The 20,265-nt window shown below is 37.3% G+C and carries 18 protein-coding genes and 1 other RNA gene; 16 read left to right on the forward strand and 3 right to left on the reverse strand.

The annotated features are described in order from the left end of the window. Positions 1 to 12 precede the first annotated feature (12 nt). The 6 genes from IGL28_RS06135 (at position 13) to nth (ending at position 5,755) form a co-directional block, all read left to right on the forward strand. On the forward strand, positions 13 to 453 hold the full coding sequence (locus IGL28_RS06135; RefSeq protein ID WP_081129021.1) for a Fur family transcriptional regulator: 441 nt from the start codon (positions 13 to 15) through the stop codon (positions 451 to 453). Between the two features lie 286 nt (positions 454 to 739). Then, positions 740 to 2,092, forward strand: a complete 1,353-nt coding sequence (locus IGL28_RS06140) for an NADH oxidase (RefSeq protein WP_010737508.1) — start codon at positions 740 to 742, stop codon at positions 2,090 to 2,092. A 211-nt stretch (positions 2,093 to 2,303) separates the two neighbouring features. After that, complete coding sequence (locus IGL28_RS06145) at positions 2,304 to 3,560, forward strand: hypothetical protein (protein ID WP_053766071.1); 1,257 nt, start codon at positions 2,304 to 2,306, stop codon at positions 3,558 to 3,560. A 314-nt stretch (positions 3,561 to 3,874) separates the two neighbouring features. Continuing rightward, complete coding sequence (locus IGL28_RS06150) at positions 3,875 to 4,162, forward strand: DUF5960 family protein (RefSeq protein ID WP_010719249.1); 288 nt, start codon at positions 3,875 to 3,877, stop codon at positions 4,160 to 4,162. A gap of 227 nt (positions 4,163 to 4,389) precedes the next feature. Continuing rightward, entirely contained in the window at positions 4,390 to 5,091 is a 702-nt protein-coding gene (locus IGL28_RS06155) for a DnaD domain protein (protein WP_010737511.1), read from the forward strand. A gap of 1 nt (position 5,092) precedes the next feature. Further along, complete coding sequence (nth, locus tag IGL28_RS06160; RefSeq protein ID WP_010737512.1) at positions 5,093 to 5,755, forward strand: endonuclease III; 663 nt, start codon at positions 5,093 to 5,095, stop codon at positions 5,753 to 5,755. Positions 5,756 to 5,800: 45 nt separating this feature from the next. Here the strand turns inward: nth and IGL28_RS06165 are convergent, their stop codons facing one another. Together IGL28_RS06165 and recU are read right to left on the reverse strand one after the other, a co-directional pair. Continuing rightward, a complete protein-coding gene (locus IGL28_RS06165) occupies positions 5,801 to 8,182 on the reverse strand; it encodes a PBP1A family penicillin-binding protein (RefSeq protein ID WP_010719246.1) in 2,382 nt (793 codons plus the stop codon). Further along, positions 8,172 to 8,819: a Holliday junction resolvase RecU gene (gene recU, locus IGL28_RS06170; RefSeq protein ID WP_010737514.1), complete on the reverse strand. Its 648-nt coding sequence runs from the start codon at positions 8,817 to 8,819 to the stop codon at positions 8,172 to 8,174. The genes IGL28_RS06165 and recU overlap by 11 nt, the downstream gene beginning before the upstream one ends. Positions 8,820 to 8,881: 62 nt before the next feature. On the opposite strand from recU, the gene IGL28_RS06175 reads away from it, so the two are divergent. The 9 genes from IGL28_RS06175 (at position 8,882) to IGL28_RS06215 (ending at position 18,559) form a co-directional block, all read left to right on the forward strand. Then, positions 8,882 to 9,421, forward strand: a complete 540-nt coding sequence (locus IGL28_RS06175) for a DUF1273 domain-containing protein (protein WP_063627065.1) — start codon at positions 8,882 to 8,884, stop codon at positions 9,419 to 9,421. Between the two features lie 90 nt (positions 9,422 to 9,511). Next, entirely contained in the window at positions 9,512 to 9,925 is a 414-nt protein-coding gene (gpsB, locus tag IGL28_RS06180) for a cell division regulator GpsB (RefSeq protein WP_010719243.1), read from the forward strand. Between the two features lie 18 nt (positions 9,926 to 9,943). Then, positions 9,944 to 10,314: RNase P RNA component class B (rnpB, locus tag IGL28_RS06185), an RNA gene on the forward strand. Positions 10,315 to 10,552: 238 nt separating this feature from the next. Further along, a complete protein-coding gene (locus IGL28_RS06190) occupies positions 10,553 to 11,716 on the forward strand; it encodes a THUMP domain-containing class I SAM-dependent RNA methyltransferase (protein ID WP_081129023.1) in 1,164 nt (387 codons plus the stop codon). A gap of 30 nt (positions 11,717 to 11,746) precedes the next feature. Further along, entirely contained in the window at positions 11,747 to 13,270 is a 1,524-nt protein-coding gene (locus IGL28_RS06195; protein WP_081129024.1) for a carboxypeptidase M32, read from the forward strand. Next, positions 13,271 to 13,954 (forward strand): HD domain-containing protein, encoded by a 684-nt coding sequence (locus tag IGL28_RS06200; protein ID WP_081129026.1) that lies wholly within the window; start codon positions 13,271 to 13,273, stop codon positions 13,952 to 13,954. Between the two features lie 851 nt (positions 13,955 to 14,805). Further along, positions 14,806 to 15,996, forward strand: coding sequence for a glycine C-acetyltransferase (locus tag IGL28_RS06205; RefSeq protein WP_081129027.1), 1,191 nt, complete (start codon positions 14,806 to 14,808; stop codon positions 15,994 to 15,996). A 190-nt stretch (positions 15,997 to 16,186) separates the two neighbouring features. Then, a complete protein-coding gene (locus tag IGL28_RS06210) occupies positions 16,187 to 17,140 on the forward strand; it encodes an L-threonine 3-dehydrogenase (protein WP_081129029.1) in 954 nt (317 codons plus the stop codon). Between the two features lie 66 nt (positions 17,141 to 17,206). Next, the gene (locus IGL28_RS06215) at positions 17,207 to 18,559 is read left to right on the forward strand and encodes an APC family permease (RefSeq protein ID WP_438843920.1); all 1,353 of its coding nucleotides are present in this window, start codon (positions 17,207 to 17,209) and stop codon (positions 18,557 to 18,559) included. 92 nt (positions 18,560 to 18,651) lie between these two features. On the opposite strand, the gene IGL28_RS06220 is transcribed toward IGL28_RS06215, so the two are convergent. Beyond that, complete coding sequence (locus IGL28_RS06220) at positions 18,652 to 18,978, reverse strand: hypothetical protein (protein WP_081129032.1); 327 nt, start codon at positions 18,976 to 18,978, stop codon at positions 18,652 to 18,654. Between the two features lie 131 nt (positions 18,979 to 19,109). Here IGL28_RS06220 and IGL28_RS06225 point away from each other — a divergent pair, with 131 nt between their 5' ends. Further along, positions 19,110 to 20,255 (forward strand): VanZ family protein, encoded by a 1,146-nt coding sequence (locus IGL28_RS06225; protein WP_438843921.1) that lies wholly within the window; start codon positions 19,110 to 19,112, stop codon positions 20,253 to 20,255. The last annotated feature ends 10 nt before the right edge of the window (positions 20,256 to 20,265 follow it).

Below are 20,265 nucleotides of genomic sequence, written 5' to 3' on the forward strand. Positions count from 1 at the left end.
GGGGTGTTAAAAATGGAGAATAAACTATTAGTTGAAGAAACAATCGAAAAATTGAAAAAGGAAAATATACGGATCTCACCTCAGAGGTATGCAGTTTTAGAGTATCTGATTGAACATCATTCACATCCAACTGCTGACGAAATTTATCGTGCTCTGGAAGATCGTTTTCCGAATATGAGTGTGGCAACAGTTTATAACAATTTAAGATTGTTTACTTCAATTGGCTTTGTACAAGAGATGAAATTTGGGGATTCATCTAGTCGATTCGATTTTAGTTCAAAACGTCACTATCATGTGATATGCGAAAATTGTGGAAAGATCGTCGATTTTCATTATCCTGATTTAGCGGATATCGAAATGGCAGCTGGTCGATTGACGAACTTTGAGATCAATGAGCATCGTTTGGAATTATATGGTCGCTGTCCTGAGTGTCAAAAAGAACAAGCGATTTAGTTTGCTGAAAGTATTGATAAAAATATGAAAAAATAAAAAATAAGTCAGTTTGATAAACAAATCACTGACTTTTTTTTATTTTTTTCTCTTTCTTTCACAAAGGTTATAGTATATGTTTTTGTTTTCACAAGTAAATCGTGGAGTAATCAGCAATTGCGCAGGAGAATGAACAGAAAACAACAAGGTTGAATTTGTGAATTCACAAGCATTAAACTGTTGTATCCGTTTTATTTTTGCTATATTTAAACTTGTCGAAGGACAAATCGTTAATCGGAGGGATTCACATATGAAAGTTGTAGTAATTGGCTGCACGCATGCGGGTACAGCAGCTGTTAAAAGTATCTTAAAAAATCACCCAGAAGCGGATGTTACTGTGTACGAGCGAAATGATAATATTTCCTTTTTATCATGTGGGATCGCATTATACGTGGGTGGTGTAGTAAAAGACCCAGCCGGTTTATTCTATTCTAATCCTGAAGAACTACATTCTTTAGGTGCAACTGTAAAAATGGAACATGATGTAACTGACGTGGATACTGAAAAGAAAACTGTGACAGCCAAAGATCTAAAAACTGGTGAAGTTGAAACAGTTTCTTATGATAAATTGGTAATGACTACTGGCTCTTGGCCAATCATTCCGCCAATCAAAGGAATTGAATCAAAAAATATTTTGTTATGTAAAAACTATAACCAAGCAAATGAAATTATTGCACAAGCAGAAGATGCCAAACGGGTGGTCATCGTAGGTGGCGGTTATATCGGTATCGAATTAGTCGAAGCTTTTGTTGAATCTGGTAAACAAGTTACATTGATTGATGGTTTAGATCGTATTTTAAATAAATATCTTGATAAACCATTCACAGATGTATTAGAAAAAGAACTTGTCGACCGTGGAGTTACTCTAGCATTAGGTGAAAATGTTTCTGAGTTTATTGCGGATGAAGAGGGTAAAGTGAAACAAGTAGCAACTGCTAAAGAAACTTTTGACGCGGACATGGTCATCTTATGTGTTGGTTTTAGACCAAATACGACATTAGTTGATGGAAAAGTTGATACGTTACCTAATGGAGCCATCAAAGTTAATGAATACATGCAAACAAGTGATCCAGATATCTTTGCTGCAGGGGATTCTGCTGTAGTAAGTTATAACCCAAGTGGTACCCAAAATTATATTCCTTTGGCAACTAACGCAGTTCGTCAAGGATTATTAGTAGGAAATAACTTGACTGAACATAAAATGGCGTATCGTGGAACGCAAGGAACGTCTGGACTTTACCTATTTGGTTGGACGATTGGTTCAACAGGGGTGACAAAAGAGAGCGCACCTATGAATAATTTAGAAGTCCAAGCAACGGTCTTTGAAGACAATTATCGTCCAGAATTCATGCCAACAAATGAAAAAGTGATGATGGAATTGGTTTATGAAAAAGGGACAAACCGCATTGTCGGTGCCCAATTCATGTCGAAATATGATATCACTCAATCAGCAAATACGATGTCACTGGCTGTTCAAAATAAAATGACCGTTGAAGATCTAGCGCTATCTGATTTCTTCTTCCAACCTCATTTTGACCGTCCATGGAACTACTTGAACCTATTGGCACAAGCTGCATTGGGCGAAATCGAAACTGCGCAATAAGCAATCAGCGAATGGTTGAACATTGTTTATTCGTTTTATAGCTATCAACGAGTCTAAGACGAATTTTCGTCTTGGACTCTTTTTTTTACATAAAGGTATCAACGGGTATTATCGAAACAAAAGAATCTTTTTTTCTAAAGATAAGAAAAAAAGATTCTTTTGTTTCTTTTTTATATGATAAAATTCAACTATTCTAATCAGGAGTGATGTTATGAACTTGTTTGAACGATCTTATATGTTGTTGGCACTAGCTTATGGGTTGGCTGATGCAGGAGATTTTAAAGCAGTCGGTGAAGAAGGAAAAAAAAATTATCAATTGTTATTCTCAACTTTTATTAAAATGCTTGAAAATGATGAACAGGAAGCATTGATTGACCGAGAGAAAAAACCAGCAATCATTGATTCCTTGAAAAGAACGATTAAATTTTATGAAATGAAAAATCCCAAAGAGTTACAGCAAATGATGGAAAACATGAAAAAAGATGATCCAACAGATTTTATAATTTTTCCAGCATATATCACTAAAAAAATTCAGGATCATGTATTTGGATTAATCCTTTATAGAAAAGAAGGACATTATTTAGTAGCGATGATTGATAAATTGGAAGATACGAACAGTGATCGTCCATCAGGTGTATTCACAACGATTCTTCCAGAAAAATTAAGTACTTTAAGTAAAATCATTTTCCAGACAAAATTTGAACATCACAAAGATAGTCGTTGCAATACAGCAAAAGTTATTCAGCAATTAGGCGAAGAAAAAATAGACCCTACATACCTCAACCTTAGTATGAGGGGATATAATGGAATGGCAAATTGTACGGTTAAAGAACTTTTTGGGACTTTTAGAGTCGTTCTCTACAACAGTCAGAAATCTATTTTTCAAGAGACAATAGCTACTGGGTTAAAAAAACTACCAGTAGAATTAAAAAGTAGAACAATTAAGCCAAAGGTAGGAAATACCAGAGATAATCGTAAGATGTTACTTGAAGCTTTTATAAAAGAAGCGAGATTTAATAAAAAACAAGTCAGTGCGTTGACTCATCTATATAACGTTTATTTAGAGCTTAAAGAACAACGAGAAAAAAGAATTGCTGAAAACCCCTATTATTTTTTGGAATACTCTCAGGGAGAATTTACAGCAAGTTTTACCAATAGTATAATCAACGACTCAAGTTCGCCGCTTACTTTCAAAAAAAGTCAATCGTTTGATAATTTTAAGGTGTTCACCTCGTCAAAAAGGCAATTACCAAACTTGGGGGAGATTTTAAAAGGAATACTTGATGAAGAAAATATCCGTAAGAATCTTCATCATTTAACAAGAAATGCTAGTATAAATGCTAGTGTGAAAAATGAATTACATACAAGAAAACAACTGACATCAGATGATAAAAATCTGAGCGTCAGCAATAACAAAAAAAACGATTGTATTGATTATTACAGTAAAATGGATGTCAAATCCAAGTGAAAGTATATAGATAGTCAAGTCTATCAATTGAATGAAATAATTTGAAAAATTACTGTTTTCTATATTTAAAAAATAGCGTCTTTTTAATATGCCTAGGTTTGTAAGGGGATAAGTGAGGAAGTAGTTTGAAAAAATTTAGGTCTAAATAAGTACATAGATAACAAAGTAGACAAAATTTAATATTATTTTGAGATAAAGTATTCTTTTAATTCTTAGACATAAAAGCTATAAGTTGTCTTTCAATTCGTTTTCTGACAAAATAAATAGAGGATGATGAAAATCATGTCAAACGATAACGAAGGAGCAATCAAATAATGGAAAAAGAATATTTTGTACAACAAGCAGCATTTCTGGATGATTATAAAAAAGAAGCAAAAGATGAAACGATCAATATCGATCAATTAGCAGATCAAGTAATCAACCAATTGAATGAAACACAAGAGGATTATTATCTAATGAGTGGGGAAGTAGCAAAAGATGGCAATTCTCATCGTTTCCCATTCAGTCGTCGCGTTTATTCAGATGAAAACGATGGAACAATCAATACGGAGTATACTTATGAAGGAGAACCTTACGTCTTGCAAACGGAAGAAGATAAATAAGCAGTTCTCTAATCATTTAAAAAAAGTTCAGGTTTTTCAATCGAATGATGATTGAGAAACCTGGCTTTTTTTCGACGGCAGATGCTCTTTGATAGAGCGAATATTATATTTATTCCGAAAAGTGAAAAAGTGAAACAAAAAAATAAAAAACATATAGAAGTAAAGGAAAGCTACCTTGCCTCGAACAAGCTTTTTCCGTATACTGGATTTGAAGTGAGGGAAAAATCATGTTGAACTTAGAAAATTACTTAAAAGCAGGACAAACAACGATATCGAACTTGTTGTTAAAAAATTATCATCGTATCGGATTACAAGCAGAAGAGTTTTTATTTATTTTGCAATTACAAAGGGCGCAACTCGAAGGAGACTTTTTCCCAGATTTACACTCGATTGCGTTGGATATGGGTGTCAAACAAGAGCGTATCTATCAAATTTTAAATCACTTGATCAGTAATGGGTTTATTAAAATTGAAACAGCAACAATTGATGGTAAGCAAGCTGATCGTTACAATCTATATCCTATATATGAAATTTTAGGGAATTTTTTGGAAAGTCAAAATCAAAAACAAGCTGATTTAAGTCAAGAAAAAATGGTGCAGTCTGTTTATCAGTTATTTGAACAGGAATTTGGTCGCCCATTGTCAGCCATCGAATTTCAACGGATCGGTCAATGGTTAGAAGAAGATCATTATCAACCGGAAATTCTGAAACTTGCTTTACGTGAGGCTGTTTTGAATCAAGCGTATAGTTTTAACTATGTGGATCGAATCTTGTTGTCTTGGGAACGCAAAAATTTAAAGACGAAGCAACAAGTAGAAGAAGATCAAAAAAGACGAAAACAACAAATGTTACAAAAAGAAGTGGAAACCACTAACGCACAACCAGAAGCCTTGCCAAAAGTTACGTTGAAAAATTGGCTGGAGGAATAATATGTTAAGTAAACAAAAAACAATGGAAGCCTTGACAAAAATGTACGACATGTTCCCAGAAGCACATGGTGAATTAAAACATCGAAACCCTTATGAACTGTTGATTGCTGTCATACTCAGTGCTCAAGCAACCGATGTCTCAGTTAATAAAGCGACCCCAGCTCTTTTTGAAGCTTTTCCAACTCCTGAAAAGCTGGCTGCGGCTCCGATTGATGACATTATCCCTAAGATCAAAACGATTGGTCTTTACCGCAATAAAGCAAAAAATATCAAAGCATGTGCCCAACAATTGATGGATCGCTTTTCAGGTCAAGTTCCTCAAACTAGAGAAGAATTGATTTCTCTTCCAGGAGTTGGACGAAAGACAGCGAATGTTGTTTTAGGTGATGCTTTTGGTATACCAGCAATTGCTGTGGATACTCATGTCGAGAGAGTAACAAAACGTTTAAGGATTTGTAAGTTGAATGCCTCGGTGTTAGAAGTAGAAGAAACGCTGATGCGCAAAGTACCAAAAGAATTATGGGTCAAGACTCACCACACTTTAATATTTTTTGGTCGTTATCATTGCACGGCAAGAAGTCCACGGTGTGAAGTTTGCCCCTTGTTAGACATGTGTCAAGATGGAAAAAACAGAATGAAAGAAAAAACATTGAACGTAAAATAAAAGATAAAAAAAGGAAGTTGAGGTTTTTCTCAACTTCCTTTTTTGTTATGTGCCAGAAGACGTTGAACGACTAGAGGACTGTCCGGACTGTGCATTGTTCTCCGGAGGTGTTTGCGCTGGTGGTGTCGTGGATGACTCAGGAGTTGCCGAAGATGAAGAGCTTTGACTACTGCTGCTATTTTCTGGCGTTTCAGCTGAACTACTTGAATCATTTTTTTCACTTGAACTATCTACCGATGTCGATGATTCGGCAGATGACTCAGTTGTTGAAGTTTCTGTCGATTCCGACGAAGAAGATACCGGTGTCGAACTTTCAGGTACCAGTGTCACTGATGAAGATGGCACCGTTGTTGAAGGGATCGTCGTACTTGGTGTTTTCTTGAGTTGATCGGTAAAGTATAATTCACCGCCAGATCTTACCAGTCCGCTAGGCATTTGCCAATCGCTATTTGTGACGCTGGATGATACATATTTCATTAATTCTCGATAAACATCAGAAGCAACATGAGACGAAGCGGAGGTGACAGGTGTCATTTTGTTGTTATAACCGGTCCATACTGAGATGGCGTAGTTTGGTGTATAACCAGCAAATAAAATATCAGGATACACACCGCTAGAAGTTCCTAATTTTGCGTACTCATCATCCGTATAGTTGGAAGTCCCGGTTTTCCCAGCTTGGTATAATCCAGGAATCAACGCATTCGTCCCAGTTCCTTTTGTTAATGTATCTTTTAAAATATCTGTGACCATATAGGCTGTTTCTGGAGACATAGCTGTATTACCATCGGGATCGAACGTTTCTTCTGTGCCGTCTTGGAAGACGATCTTATTGACATATTGTGGTTTATAATACGTTCCTCCATTAGCGAAAGCAGCATAGGCAGCCGCCATTTTCAAGGAAGAAGCGCCATATTTTGTGCCGTCTTGTTTTTCTGTGTTACTTGAAATCGCATTTGATTGATGGATCGTACTATATTCGATTCCAAGATCTTTTAAAAAGGTGCTGACTTTATCTGCGCCGACTTCATTGAACAATTTGACAGCTGGAACGTTCCTAGAAAGATACAAGGCTTGTCTTAAGGTGATCGTCCCCATAAAGCGGTTATCCCAGTTGCCTACTGGTGTTGAGGTTCCTTCATAGTTATAAGGAGCATCACTGATCGTTTTTCCTGTAGAGTATTTTAGATATTCAAAAGCTGGGCCATAATCTGTGACTGGTTTCATCGTCGAACCGAAGTCACGAGAAGTATTAACAGCTAAGTTCATACCTAGTGTGACATCTTCTGCAATATGGCGACCGCCAATTTGCGCTTTTACTTGACCAGTATTGACATCGATCAACGTAGAAGCAACTTGCATTTCATCATCAGGATAGTTGACATAGTCATCAGTGTTGACAATATCATAAAGATGTTTTTGTGCGTCTAGATCTAAGTTAGTATAGATATCCAATCCATCAGTAAATACATTTTTATCCGTTTTTTCTTGAACTTCATTGATGACTTCTTTGACATAATTATCAACGATTTTTGAATTATCATCTTCTTTTTTCATCTCTTGAAGACCATCATCGATTGGTGTATTCACTGCAGCATCATATTCTGATTGAGAGATTTTCTTATTTTGTAACATGGTATATAAAACAGTATCTCGCCGTTTTTTGGCTTGTTCTGGATATTGGTATGGGTCATAGGCAGAAGGCGCTTGTGGCATTCCAGCTAACAAAGCAGTCTGTGGTAATGAAAGTTCTGGTAATCTTTTACCAAAATAATTTTCTGCTGCCGTTTCCATTCCGTATAATCCGTTGGACATATAGACTTTGTTCACATAGTAAGTCAATATTTCTTGTTTTGATTTTTGTTGTTCTAATTTTACAGCTAACCAAGCTTCTTGTGCTTTTCGTTTCAAGGTTTGATCTGAAGCGTTGGTAGAGAAGTAGGAGAGCTTAATCAATTGTTGGGTCAATGTACTACCACCTTGAAGTCCGCCAGAAGTAAAGTTAGAAAGTGCAGAGCCGACGATCCGAACTGGGTCGATCCCGATATGTTTATAGAAACGTCGATCTTCAACAGAAACGATGGCGTTTTCTAACGTTTTCGGCAATTCGTTTGCGGTAATCTTTTCTCTTTTTTCTGCTCCTAAATCTTCAAATAATTCGCCATTTTGTGTGTAAAGTTTAGAAGAAACAGTCGCATCTAATGCAGTGTCCGTTAATTTTGGAGCATCTTTTGCATAAAACCAAAATAATCCGACACCGGCTAGGAAAGCGATACAAATCAAAGAAAATAAAATCAAGATGATACGGATGAAAAGCCCACGCTTCTTATGCCCGGAACCTTTGCCAGAAGTTTTATTTCTTGTTTGACTCGTCTTTTTAGAAGAAGAGGGACTGTTTCGTCTGGAAGTTCTTGTTTGCTCATTTGCCATTCTTGCGATCTCCTTCGATAGTTAATGTTGATAAGTATTGATCTACCGCTTTTAGATAAGGGATACGTGGCGAAAAACCTGTTTGGATCTCGATCCCTATTTTTTCGATCAATGAAAGCGGAAGTGACTTTTTCCCCTGATCCTTTTGCGCATGCCAATAATCGATCAGATAAGTACTATCTAAATAAAAGCAACGCTTCAATGTAGAAAACCATAATAGGACAAAACAAATTCCTTGTTGCTTTAGACAAGCTTCCATATGGTCAATTTGATGCGCATGGAAATTTTTGAAGGGAAAAGATGTCTTATTCTTTGTTTCTTTCGCTTCAAAATCCAAATAGAAACCTCGATATACACCGTTATAATCTGTTGTGGAGGCCTGTGAGAAATAAGCTTCCTTAATAACAGCGGCGCTACGTCGAGGATAATCTACTTTAACAATTTGAATGGGGGTTGGTTTTTTATGGATAACAGCTACTTGGTGCGCTAAGTAATACTGGTTACTTTCGTTAATTGCTTCTTCAAAACGCATCCCTCGATTGCCAAATTCAATGGCTGATTCTCTTTTTTCTTGAACTTTTTCCTTTAAAGAGGCATTCTTATGATAGGGTTGGCCGTTTGGATAGCGTAAAACCATTTTAATCACACTCCTAGCCAACATTATAGCAAAAAAGAATCAAGAAAGAAAAGGAAACTCAAATGGACCGATTAAAAGTGATGTATATTTCCGGTTATCGAAGTTTTGAACTTGGGGTTTTTAAGGAAAATGACCCTAAAATAACGGTTATTAAAAAAGTCTTAAAAAAAGAGATACAGCAATTAGTCGAAGAAGGACTTGAATGGGTTCTTACTAGTGGAAACTTGGGTATAGAAACATGGGTCACGGAAGTAGTTGCTGAATTAAAGCAGGAATACCCTGAGTTAAAGTTGGGGATCATCTATCCATTCAAAGAGTTTGGAAATAATTGGAATGAGAATAATCAAGAAAAGTTAAGAATGGCAGAACAGTTAGCAGACTACGTTGAAGCAGTTAGCCATCAAGCCTATCAGTCGCCTAGCCAATTAAGAAACCACACGCGTTTTTTACTTGACCATACCGATGGCTGTCTATTAATTTATGATCCTGAGTTTCCAGGGAAAACCCAGTATTTTCTGAAAGAGGCGCAAACCTATCAACAGGATCATTCTTATGAAATTCGGCTAGTCAGTATGGATGATTTACAAAATTTCAGTGAATAATTCAGATAGTGTTTGATTTATCAAGTTATTTCCGATACAATGATATAGGTAGAAACTGTTATTATGTAAATGAAAACTAGAGGTGTAAATATGGCGGAATTGGTTTATAGTCCTAAAGACATTTTACAACAAGAATTCAAAACAAAGATGCGTGGCTATGATCCCATCGAAGTGGATGAATTCTTAGACAATATCATCAAAGATTATGAAACTTACAGCAAAAAACTCCTTGCTTTACAAGAAGAAAATGATAAATTAAGTGCCAAAGTAGCACAATTATCAAAAACACAAGGAGCAGCACAAACGCGTGTTCAACAAGTTGAAACACCGAAAAGTGCAGCAGTCACAAATTTCGATATCTTGAAACGTTTGTCAAATCTTGAACGTGAAGTATTTGGAAAAAAATTGGATCAACAATCATCAACAGTGAATGTTTCCCAACCTAACCCAAACAACTACACAAATGCAAGTGACGATGATAACGAAAAGACACGTCAATTCTAAGATTGATGATACATTGCGGTTTTTGGGTAATCGCGGTCTGACATGATCAGGCTGAGGAAAGTCCATGCTCGCACAGGCTGTGATGCCTGTAGTGTTCGTGCTTAGCGAAACAATAAGCTAAGGTGCTCTATTAGAGTAACGGCAGGAAAACAAGCTAAGGTTTTTAACTATGCTTAAGTATCCTTGAAAGTGCCACAGTGACGAAGCGGATAGGGAAACTTATTCGGTGGAACGCGGTAAACCCCTCGAGCGAGCAACCCAAACAATGGTAGGGGCGCTTTTTGTTGGGAATTAAGAACGAGACAAAAAGGCAGGTTAACTGCAGATAGATGGTTACCACATTGCTTTTTCTCCCTGGAAAAGTAGTGTACAGAACATGGCTTACAGAAAACCGCAATATAACAGGGAATACCTTCCAACCATGTTGTGAAGGTTTTTTTTAACATTAGAGTGTCACCACTGATTTATACCATTCAATAAATGGCTTGTTTGTTCAGGAACACAAAAATGAACGAGTGAAGAATGGCAATTTAGAGATAAGTATGAAAAAAATACTGATTCATTTTTCGGTTTGATTTTGCAAAAAGCTGGACGACCACGTTCAGCTTTTCTTATAAGGAGATAAGTATGGATACGACTAGAGAATTTAATCTTGTGGCAACGGCTGCAAGTGGGTTAGAAGCCCTTGTTGGAAAAGAACTACGTGACTTAGGCATTGATTGTCAAGTTGAAAATGGACGGGCACGTTTCAAAGGAACGATGGAAACGATCGCTACAGCAAATTTATGGTTACGAACAGCTGACCGGGTAAAGATCGTTGTTGGGGAATTTGATGCGTTTACCTTTGATGAACTATTTGAGAAAGTTAAAGCATTACCTTGGGAAGACTTTCTACCTTTAGATGCTGAATTTCCGGTTGCAGGAAAATCAATTAAGTCTAAGCTTTATAGTACACCTGATTGTCAGGCGATCACTAAAAAAGCGATCGTTGAACGATTGCGTAAGTATTATCACCGTCCGGCATCTGTTCCATTAACGGAGACAGGCGCACATTTTCAATTAGAAGTCGCTTTACTAAAAGATCATGTCATGATCACACTAGACACAACTGGTCCTAGTTTGTTCAAACGGGGATATCGTTTGGAAAAAGGTGGCGCACCGTTGAAAGAAAACATGGCAGCCGCTTTAGTGATGTTGACAAATTGGCGAAAAGATCGTCCGTTTTATGATCCAGTGTGTGGTTCTGGTACGATCTGTATCGAAGCTGCCTTGATTGGACACAACATTGCACCAGGATTTAATCGTGAATTTGCTTGTGAATCATGGGATTGGTTTAGTAAAGATGTTATAGAAAATGTTCGAGCATTGGCAGAAGAGCAAGCAGACTATGATATTGAACTCGATATCACAGGTTCTGATATCAATGGGCGGATGATCGAAATTGCTAAAGCGAATGCGGAAGAAATTGGCTTAGGCTCTTCAATCACGTTTAAACAACAAGCAGTCAAAGATTTCAAAACGGATAAAGAATACGGCGTAATCGTCGCGAATCCGCCTTATGGAGAGCGTTTAGGTGAAGAAGAAACGGTTCGTCGCTTGTATGAAGAAATGGGCGATGTTTTCCGTCCATTAAAGACATGGAGTAAGTACATTTTGACAAGTGATCTTACTTTTGAAGAATTTTATGGGCAAAAAGCTACTAAAAAACGTAAACTGTATAACGGAGCTTTACGGACTGATCTCTTCCAATACTGGGGAACGCGGCCACCAAGAAAAGACAAAACGATTTAAAATTATATGGGATGGATGGAGGAATAAATGATGAATGAAAAAGAATTGATGAAAGAACTAAAAGAAATCAATCTCTTGCAACAAACCTTGGGCATTTTAGATTGGGATATCCAAACAGGTATGCCAGAAAAAGCGAGTGAGGATCGTAGTGAAGTCAATAGTTATCTTTATAGTCTTTATTTCTCAAAGAAAATTGGACCTAAGATCAAAGAAGCCATCCAATATTTTTCTGAACATCCCAATGAATTATCTGAAACGGGAAAAATCGTGTTTGAGAAGGTCAAAGAAGACTATGAACTTGAATATAAAGTTCCTGAAGAATTGATGACTGCATTGACAGCAGCAACTTCTACCGCACAGGTGCAATGGCAGCAATCTCGTGAAACGAAAAATTTTGCGGATTTTCAAGAAGCATTGACTAAAAATATTGAGTTAACAAAACAGTTGATCCCCTATTGGAAAAAAGACGAAGCAACAGATTATGATGTGTTACTCAACCAATATGAACCAGGGATGTCTGTTGAAATATTAGATCGTGTTTTCCAACAAGTAAAAGAAGGGATCATGGAAATTAGAAAAACCTTAGCAGAAAAAGGGCATGAACCAGATACCTCTTTTCTTTCTCGAAAAATGACTAAAGCCCAACAAAAAAGGTTTGTCACAGGCGTGATTGAACAGTTAGGTTATGATTTCTCAAGAGGACGTTTAGATGACACAATCCATCCTTTTATGATCGGGATCAATCATAATGATGCACGTATTACGACTCGTTGGAATGAACATGACTTTAAAATGGCAGTCTTTGGCGTGATCCATGAAGCTGGTCATGGAATGTATGAGCAAGATATTGACGAAAAATTTGCTTATACTCCGATTTACCAAGGTACTTCGATGGGCATCCACGAATCTCAATCACTGTTCAATGAGATCATCATTGGTAGCAATCGAAGTTTCTGGGAAAAACAATATCCATTTTTCCAACAATGTGCAGAAGGAACATTCGATGATATTTCATTTACTGACTTTTATCGCTCGCTGAAACAAACCCAAGCAAGCTTGATTCGAATTGAAGCAGATAGTTTAACCTATCCATTGCATATCATTATTCGTTATGAAATTGAGAAAATGATTTTCAATGAAGGCGTGGACGTGGCTCAGTTACCAACTATTTGGAATCAAAAGTATGAAGAATATCTAGGAGTACGACCTGCGAATGATTTAGAAGGAATCTTGCAAGATGTCCACTGGTCAGGAGCTAGTTTTGGTTACTTCCCATCTTATGCTTTAGGATATATGTATGCTGCGCAACTGCTTCACGCATTAGAAAAAGAGCTTTCGATCGATGAAGTGCTAGCATCCGATGATTATCGACCAATCAAAGAATGGATGAAAGAAAAGATCCATCAATATGGTGCATCTAGAAAACCAACGCAATTGATTCAGGATGCAACCGGTGAGGCGCTAAATCCGCAGTATTTGATCGATTACATGAAAAAAATCTATTTTTCGGTCTATCAAGTAGCTGAATTCAGTAGCGAGAAAGAAGGAAAATAAATGGAGAAACTGCAGGAAATTGCTGATTACAGTTTCAAGCAATTAGCAATGGATCAAACTGGACACGGGATTGATCATACGGTAAGAGTCGTTAAATTAGCAGAGAAAATTTTAGCAACTGAACCGCAAGCTGATCCATTGATTACTCTTGCTTCTGCTTATTTGCATGATACGATCGATGATAAAGTAGTAGCCGATGAAACGAAAGCAAAAGCAGAGTTACATCAATTTTTGCAACGTTTAGAGCTATCAGATGCAACCATTGAATCAATCTTTTTGATTATTGATAACCTGTCTTTTTCAAAAGGATTGTCAGGTGAAGGAATGGCATTATCTATTGAAGGAAAAATTGTTCAAGATGCAGATCGTCTTGAAGCCTTAGGAGCAATTGGTATTTTGCGTACGGCTTATTTTGGTGGTGGACATGGCCATCCCATTTTTGATGAAAGTCGGCACCCAATCAGTTATCAAAATAAAAAAGATTATCGCAAAGGGTCCACTGTGATCAATCATTTTTACGAAAAATTGTTCTTATTACCAGATAGGATGAACACCCCATATGGTATAAAGGAAGCAAAACGACGAGAAGCCTTTATGCGGGAATTTATTGATGAATTCTTCAATGAATGGTCAGTAGGAGACCCTGATTTTACTCCCGAAAGCTGGTTGGCAACAGGAGGTTGAGACAAAAGTGTTTAGCATCAAGAAATAAGAAGGAATTTCCGAAAATTGACAAGAAACACAAAAACTCGTTTTTGATGTTGATTGTTACCTACTTGGTGCTTCTCAAATTTTTGGTAAATTTCGGCAAATTTTCCGAAGATGCTACTTTTGTCTCACCGTGAACAAGAGGTCGTGAAAAGAGTGTTTTGACCTGAGCGCTCACCAAGTAAAAACTGCGACGAGTAATCGCATGAGCATTAAGGATGAAAATCTCGAAACAGCTCCCCATGTTTTGAGATTTTTTGACTTATCGCCGAAGGTCAGCTCTTTGAACACCGTTTATTCGATTTTAGAGAGACCAGAAGAGACTGAGGCAAGGTTTGTCTCAGTCTCTTCTTGTGGTCATGAGTAGTAACTGATGACCATAGGGAACGTTTTTTGTGTTGGGAGAAAGACTTCTGAAAATAGCTACAGGTAAGCGCCTTGAACCAAGTAATATATAGCTAGAGAAGCAAACATTAAAAGAATTTAATATACAAATAGAATATTTGTTTTTTTATTTCATAACAAAAAACAACGCTAACTAATGGCGGAAAATTCAGAATATATGGAATATTTATTGGAAAGTTGATTAAGTTAAAGGTTGATATTAGCTAGATGTGATCCTCTTAAAAATAACGATAGTTACTAAAATAAGTAAAAAAATATTTCGTTAGTGGAGTACCGATTGTTTTGTTATGTAAGAAAATACTCAGTTAAATAACTCTCATAATTTGTGTAAGCGCTATCAGAAAAGGTATACTTATAAACAGGAATGAAAGGCTGCATATTCGTTCCTCAACCTTGAAGGTTAGAAAAATGGGGGTGGAGACATGTCTTCTGAAGTATTGTCAACTTATTTAGAACAGGAACTGGCTTTATTGAAGGAAAAGGGACTATACAACACGATTGATATCCTTGAAGGTGCAAATGGTGCGATCGTTGAGGTAGCAGGGAAAAATTTGATCAATCTAGCATCGAATAATTATTTGGGGTTTGCTGATCGAGTGGAGCTGAAACAAGCGTGTATCGATGCGACAAATCGCTATGGTGTCGGCGCAGGTGCTGTCCGAACAATTAATGGCACATTACGTATCCATCAAGAATTAGAGAATAAAATTGCAGAATTTAAAGGTACAGAAGCAGCGATTGCTTTTCAATCAGGCTTCAATTGTAATATGGGAGCTATTTCAGCCATTATGACTAAGGAGGATGCGATCTTATCAGATGAATTGAATCATGCTTCGATCATCGATGGATGTCGCCTCTCTGGTGCCAAAATCATTCGTGTTAAGCATCAAGATATGAACGATCTAGAAGAAAAAGCAAAAGAAGCGGTAAATAGTGGGAAATATAACAAAATCATGTATATCACAGACGGTGTTTTTTCAATGGATGGCGATGTAGCTAATTTACCCGATATGATCCCAATTGCCGAAAAATACGGGTTGATTACTTATGTGGATGATGCCCATGGTTCTGGAGTGATGGGAAAAGGAGCCGGCACAGTGAAGCATTTTGGTCTCCAACAGAAAATTGACATGCAAATGGGTACATTGTCTAAAGCAATCGGTGTCGTTGGTGGCTATGTCGCAGGATCTAAATCGTTGATCGACTGGTTAAAATCACGAGGACGTCCTTTCTTGTTTTCAACATCACTTACACCAGGTGCTGCTGGCGCTGCTCTAGCATCGATTCAACTGATGCAAGATCATCCAGAATTAGTCGAAAAAGTTTGGGAAAATGCCATTTATTTCAAAGAAGAACTGAAAAAAATCGGGTATGACATCGGCGTGTCGGAAACACCAATCACTCCAGTGATACTTGGGGATGAGAGTCTAACACAACAATTTTCTAAAAAGTTGATTGAAAATGGACTATATGTGAAACCAATCGTTTATCCAACCGTACCATTGGGAACAGGTCGTGTTCGTAATATGCCAACTGCAGCTCATACCAAAGAAATGCTCGATCATGCTGTAGCGATTTACCAAAAAGTCGGAAATGAAATGGGCATCATTTGATTTAGTAGAAACGATCTCGCCTGAAATCTAAGAGAAAGACGATCACAGGATAGAGCGTTTCGGTTGTATTTCTGTGAAAATCGAAAAATTACCTTTTTTTATATTTTGTTCGTCGATGGAGTGGTCGATGGAATGTAGGTAGCATTTATTTTTAATAGATAGTGAAAATGAACTAAAAAGGAGTGTTTGTATGAAAAAAGTATTAGTTACTGGCTGCCTTGGACAAATCGGATCGGAATTAGTTTTACGTTTAAGGGAAGATTTGGGTAATGAAAATGTTATCGCAACGGATATTCGTATGCCTGAAAAGCTAGAAGATGGTGAACTATTTGAAATTTTAGACGTCATGGATTACGAAAAAATGCGAGCGTTAGTCGAAAAATATCAAGTAGATACTTTGATTCATTTAGCAGCGCTTTTATCAGCTGTCGCTGAAGCAAAACCAAAGTTCGCTTGGGACCTCAATATGGTTGGGTTAGTCAATGCGCTGGAAGTCGCAAGAGAATTTAAGTTAAAATTCTTCACGCCAAGTTCAATCGGCGCTTTTGGACCTAATACACCAAAAGATGAGACTCCTCAAGATACACTCCAACGACCAACAACAATGTATGGCGTGACAAAAGTCGCAGGCGAGCTTTTGTGTGACTACTATTATACAAAGTATGGCGTAGATACACGAGGTGTACGCTTCCCAGGATTGATTTCTTATAAAACTTTACCTGGTGGTGGGACAACGGACTATGCAGTGGATATTTATTATTCAGCTATCAAAGAAGGAAAATACACGTGCTTTATTGATCGTGGAACAGCTATGGACATGATGTACATGCCAGATGCCATTGAGGCGATTGTTCAGTTGATGAATGCTGATCCTAAAAATTTAGTTCATCGCAATGCATTCAATATCTCTGCGATGTCTTTTGAACCAGAAGAAATCAAAGCGTCAATCAAAAAAGTGTTTCCTGATTTTGAAATGGACTATGCAGTTGATCCAGTGCGACAATCGATCGCAGACTCTTGGCCAAATTCATTAGATATTAGTTGTGCGCAAAAAGAGTGGGGCTTTCAACCACGTTACGACCTAGATAAAATGACTCAAGATATGTTGACCAAGTTGCAAGAGAAATTGACAGCAACAGTCTAATTACTATAGTTTATCGTAAACTTCCGATCGAGTGGTGGGGAGTTTACGATAAAGGGAGGATAAGCGATGGAACGTAACCAAGTATCGGTTGAAAAAAACAAAGTCGAACTAAAGCGAACGATGGGCTTTTTTACTGCTTTATCGACTGTGATGGGAACAGTGATTGGAGCGGGAGTATTCTTTAAAGCAGCGAGTGTCGCAGAAGTTACAGGATCAGTTAGTTTACATATGCTTTCTTGGTTTTTGGGAGGTATCATCTCCGTCTGTGCAGGTTTAACTGGTGCAGAACTTGCCGCAGCGATCCCCGAAACAGGTGGTATGGTCAAATATATCGAACGAACCTATGGTCAAACGGCTGCTTTTTTGTTAGGTTGGGCACAAGTTGTGATTTACTTTCCTGCAAATGTAGCGGCACTATCAATCATCTTTGGGACACAATTTGTGAACTTATTTGCCTTAGAACAGCAATGGATTGTCCCCATCGCTATTATAGCCGCTGTGACGATCATGCTGATCAATTTTTTAGGATCAAAAGTTGGTGGAACTTTTCAATCTATTACCTTAATCTGTAAATTGATCCCACTGGCAGTCATCGTCTTGTTTGGCTTATTTCGCAGAGGTGGAGTAGAGTTTCAGCTGTTTCCCATAGAAGCAGGAAAAGATCTGCCATTGTTTTCAGCATTAGGTGCGGGCTTGTTAGCGACAATGTTTGCTTACGATGGTTGGATTCACGTTGGAAACATTGCGGGAGAATTAAAAAAACCGGCAAAAGATTTACCGAAAGCCATTTCTATAGGAATCATCGGGATTATGGTTGTTTATTTATTCGTTAATACCGTCTTTTTAAAAACAGCTTCGATTGGAGGAATCAGTGGCAACAGTAATGCTGCTAGCGAAGTGGCCACCATGATTTTTGGTGGTGTAGGTGGGAAACTTGTAACTGTCGGGATTTTGATTTCAGTCTATGGAACAATCAATGGCTATACACTTACTGGGATGCGCCTGCCCTATGTGATGGCCCAAGAAAAACGGTTACCTTTCAGTCACCACTTAGGAAAATTGAACGATCGAACGAAGATTCCAGTGGTTGCTGGTGTTTTGGAACTAGTGTTTGCGATCGGTATGATGATGGTCGGTGGATTTGATATGCTGACGGATATGCTTGTTTTTGTGATTTGGATTTTTTATACGATGGTATTTGTAGGTGTAATTATATTGAGAAAAACAGCTCCAAAACTTGAAAGGCCTTATAAAGTTCCGCTATACCCAATCATTCCGCTAATCGCCATTCTTGGTGGTGCTTTTATCGTGGTTAGTACGTTACTGACACAAACACTTTTAGCATTTAGCGGAATCGCTTTGACATTAGTTGGAATCCCTGTTTATTTATATTTGAAAAATAAATATCCTGTAGTTTAACATATAAATGATAGTTAAACGTGCATTCTGTTGTAGCGTGTCAAGTTAAGCAATGCTAACTTTACCAACCAGCTACAAGAGAATGCACGTTTTTATCCTGTTTTTTTTCTTAACTGTTTTAGTCGGCGCCAAGCACGAAAAAGGTTTAATAAGACGAGAAAACCAGCAACAGTAATGGGAATCCAAATCAAGTAGATCGGATAACCTAATTGATCTGATAAAGATTGAGAGGAAGCTTGCTCCATTTCAAGTAGTGCTTGTTGCCATGTCTGTAAGTTAAACACGAGCATGAAACTAGCAATAATTAACAAGATAAATCCAAGATAGCGGATGGTCGTTTTTTTACGTATATACGCAAAAATGAGATAGAGAATCAATAAAAAAGCGGGTACGCCAAACACAAAATAAATATTAAGCACGCTAATCGCCTCCTTTTGTTAATGATACTTCAATTAATATAAATTTAAAAATAATTACCCCATAACTTGCATAGTTTACTAGAGTACTGATAAGATGAAACCGTTAGTTAAGATGAAAATGGGGGATGTTTATGGCTAGTTATATTGAACCGATTCGCTTTGCACTTATTGTTTTTCCATTTTTGGCATTAGCGATTTCTTCGGTTTTTTTCATTTATGAATATCGAAAGTATGGAACGTTTATTTTTTCGAGAGCGGTTATCTTATATTCGTTTGTTTTTTATTTGTTATGTGCTTATTTTTTGATCATTTTACCGTTGCCTTCAAAGGAAGCCGTTGCTCAAATGACCGGACCTAAAATGGAATTACATTTATTTGCATCATGGGTCCATTTCCGAGAGAATACCGTCTTGGTTTTATCTGATCCAAGTACGTATTTACCAGCGATGCGACAAAGCGTTTTTTTAGAACCGGTATTTAATGTTTTGCTTTTATTACCTTTCGGGATCTATTTAAGATATTATTTTCGATTATCTTTTGTGAAAACCATCATTGCAAGTTTTTGTCTTTCCTTATTTTTTGAATTGACTCAGTTAAGTGGGTTGTATTTTATTTATCCTCGACCTTATCGGCTATTTGATTTCAATGACTTATTGACGAATACGATCGGAGGAATGTTAGGGTACATTATGACACCAATCTTTACCTTCATGTTGCCTACGAGAGCAAGAATGGATGAAGTGTCATACGAAAAAGGGAAAACAGTTTCTCTAACGAGACGATTAGTTGCCTATCTCATTGATTGGGCTTTCTTATCGGTTTTATCCGTACTGATTGCTGTGACTCTTCAATTGTCTTTGAAAATAGGAGATATCACTTCAAGTAGTTGGTGGGTATTTTTAGAAGTCTTGCTTTATTTCATGGTCATACCATATGTAACAAACGGTCTCACTTTAGGTAAAAAAATCGTACGCATTCGTGTGGTTTCAGATAACGGAAAACGACTTTCTTTTAAAGCACTGTTTATCCGTTATGGGTATCTTTACTTTTTATTTTATGGGTTAGCTTGGCTTAGTCAGACGATCCAACATATCACTGACCATACGACAGGTGTATTACAGGTAAGCGGGATTTTTATTGTGTTGGGTGTTGCATTTGCACAGTTTATCTTCATGCTGAATCTTTTCTTGTCATTCCTTCGTAAGAAAAGAGTGCTGTTCTATGAAAAAGCCAGTCAAACACATACGATTAGTACTATTCAATCAAAAGGGAACTAGCGGATCGTGA

Origin of the sequence: Enterococcus sp. AZ077 (genome assembly GCF_051714965.1) — a bacterium.
GTDB classification, from domain to species: domain Bacteria; phylum Bacillota; class Bacilli; order Lactobacillales; family Enterococcaceae; genus Enterococcus_B; species Enterococcus_B hirae.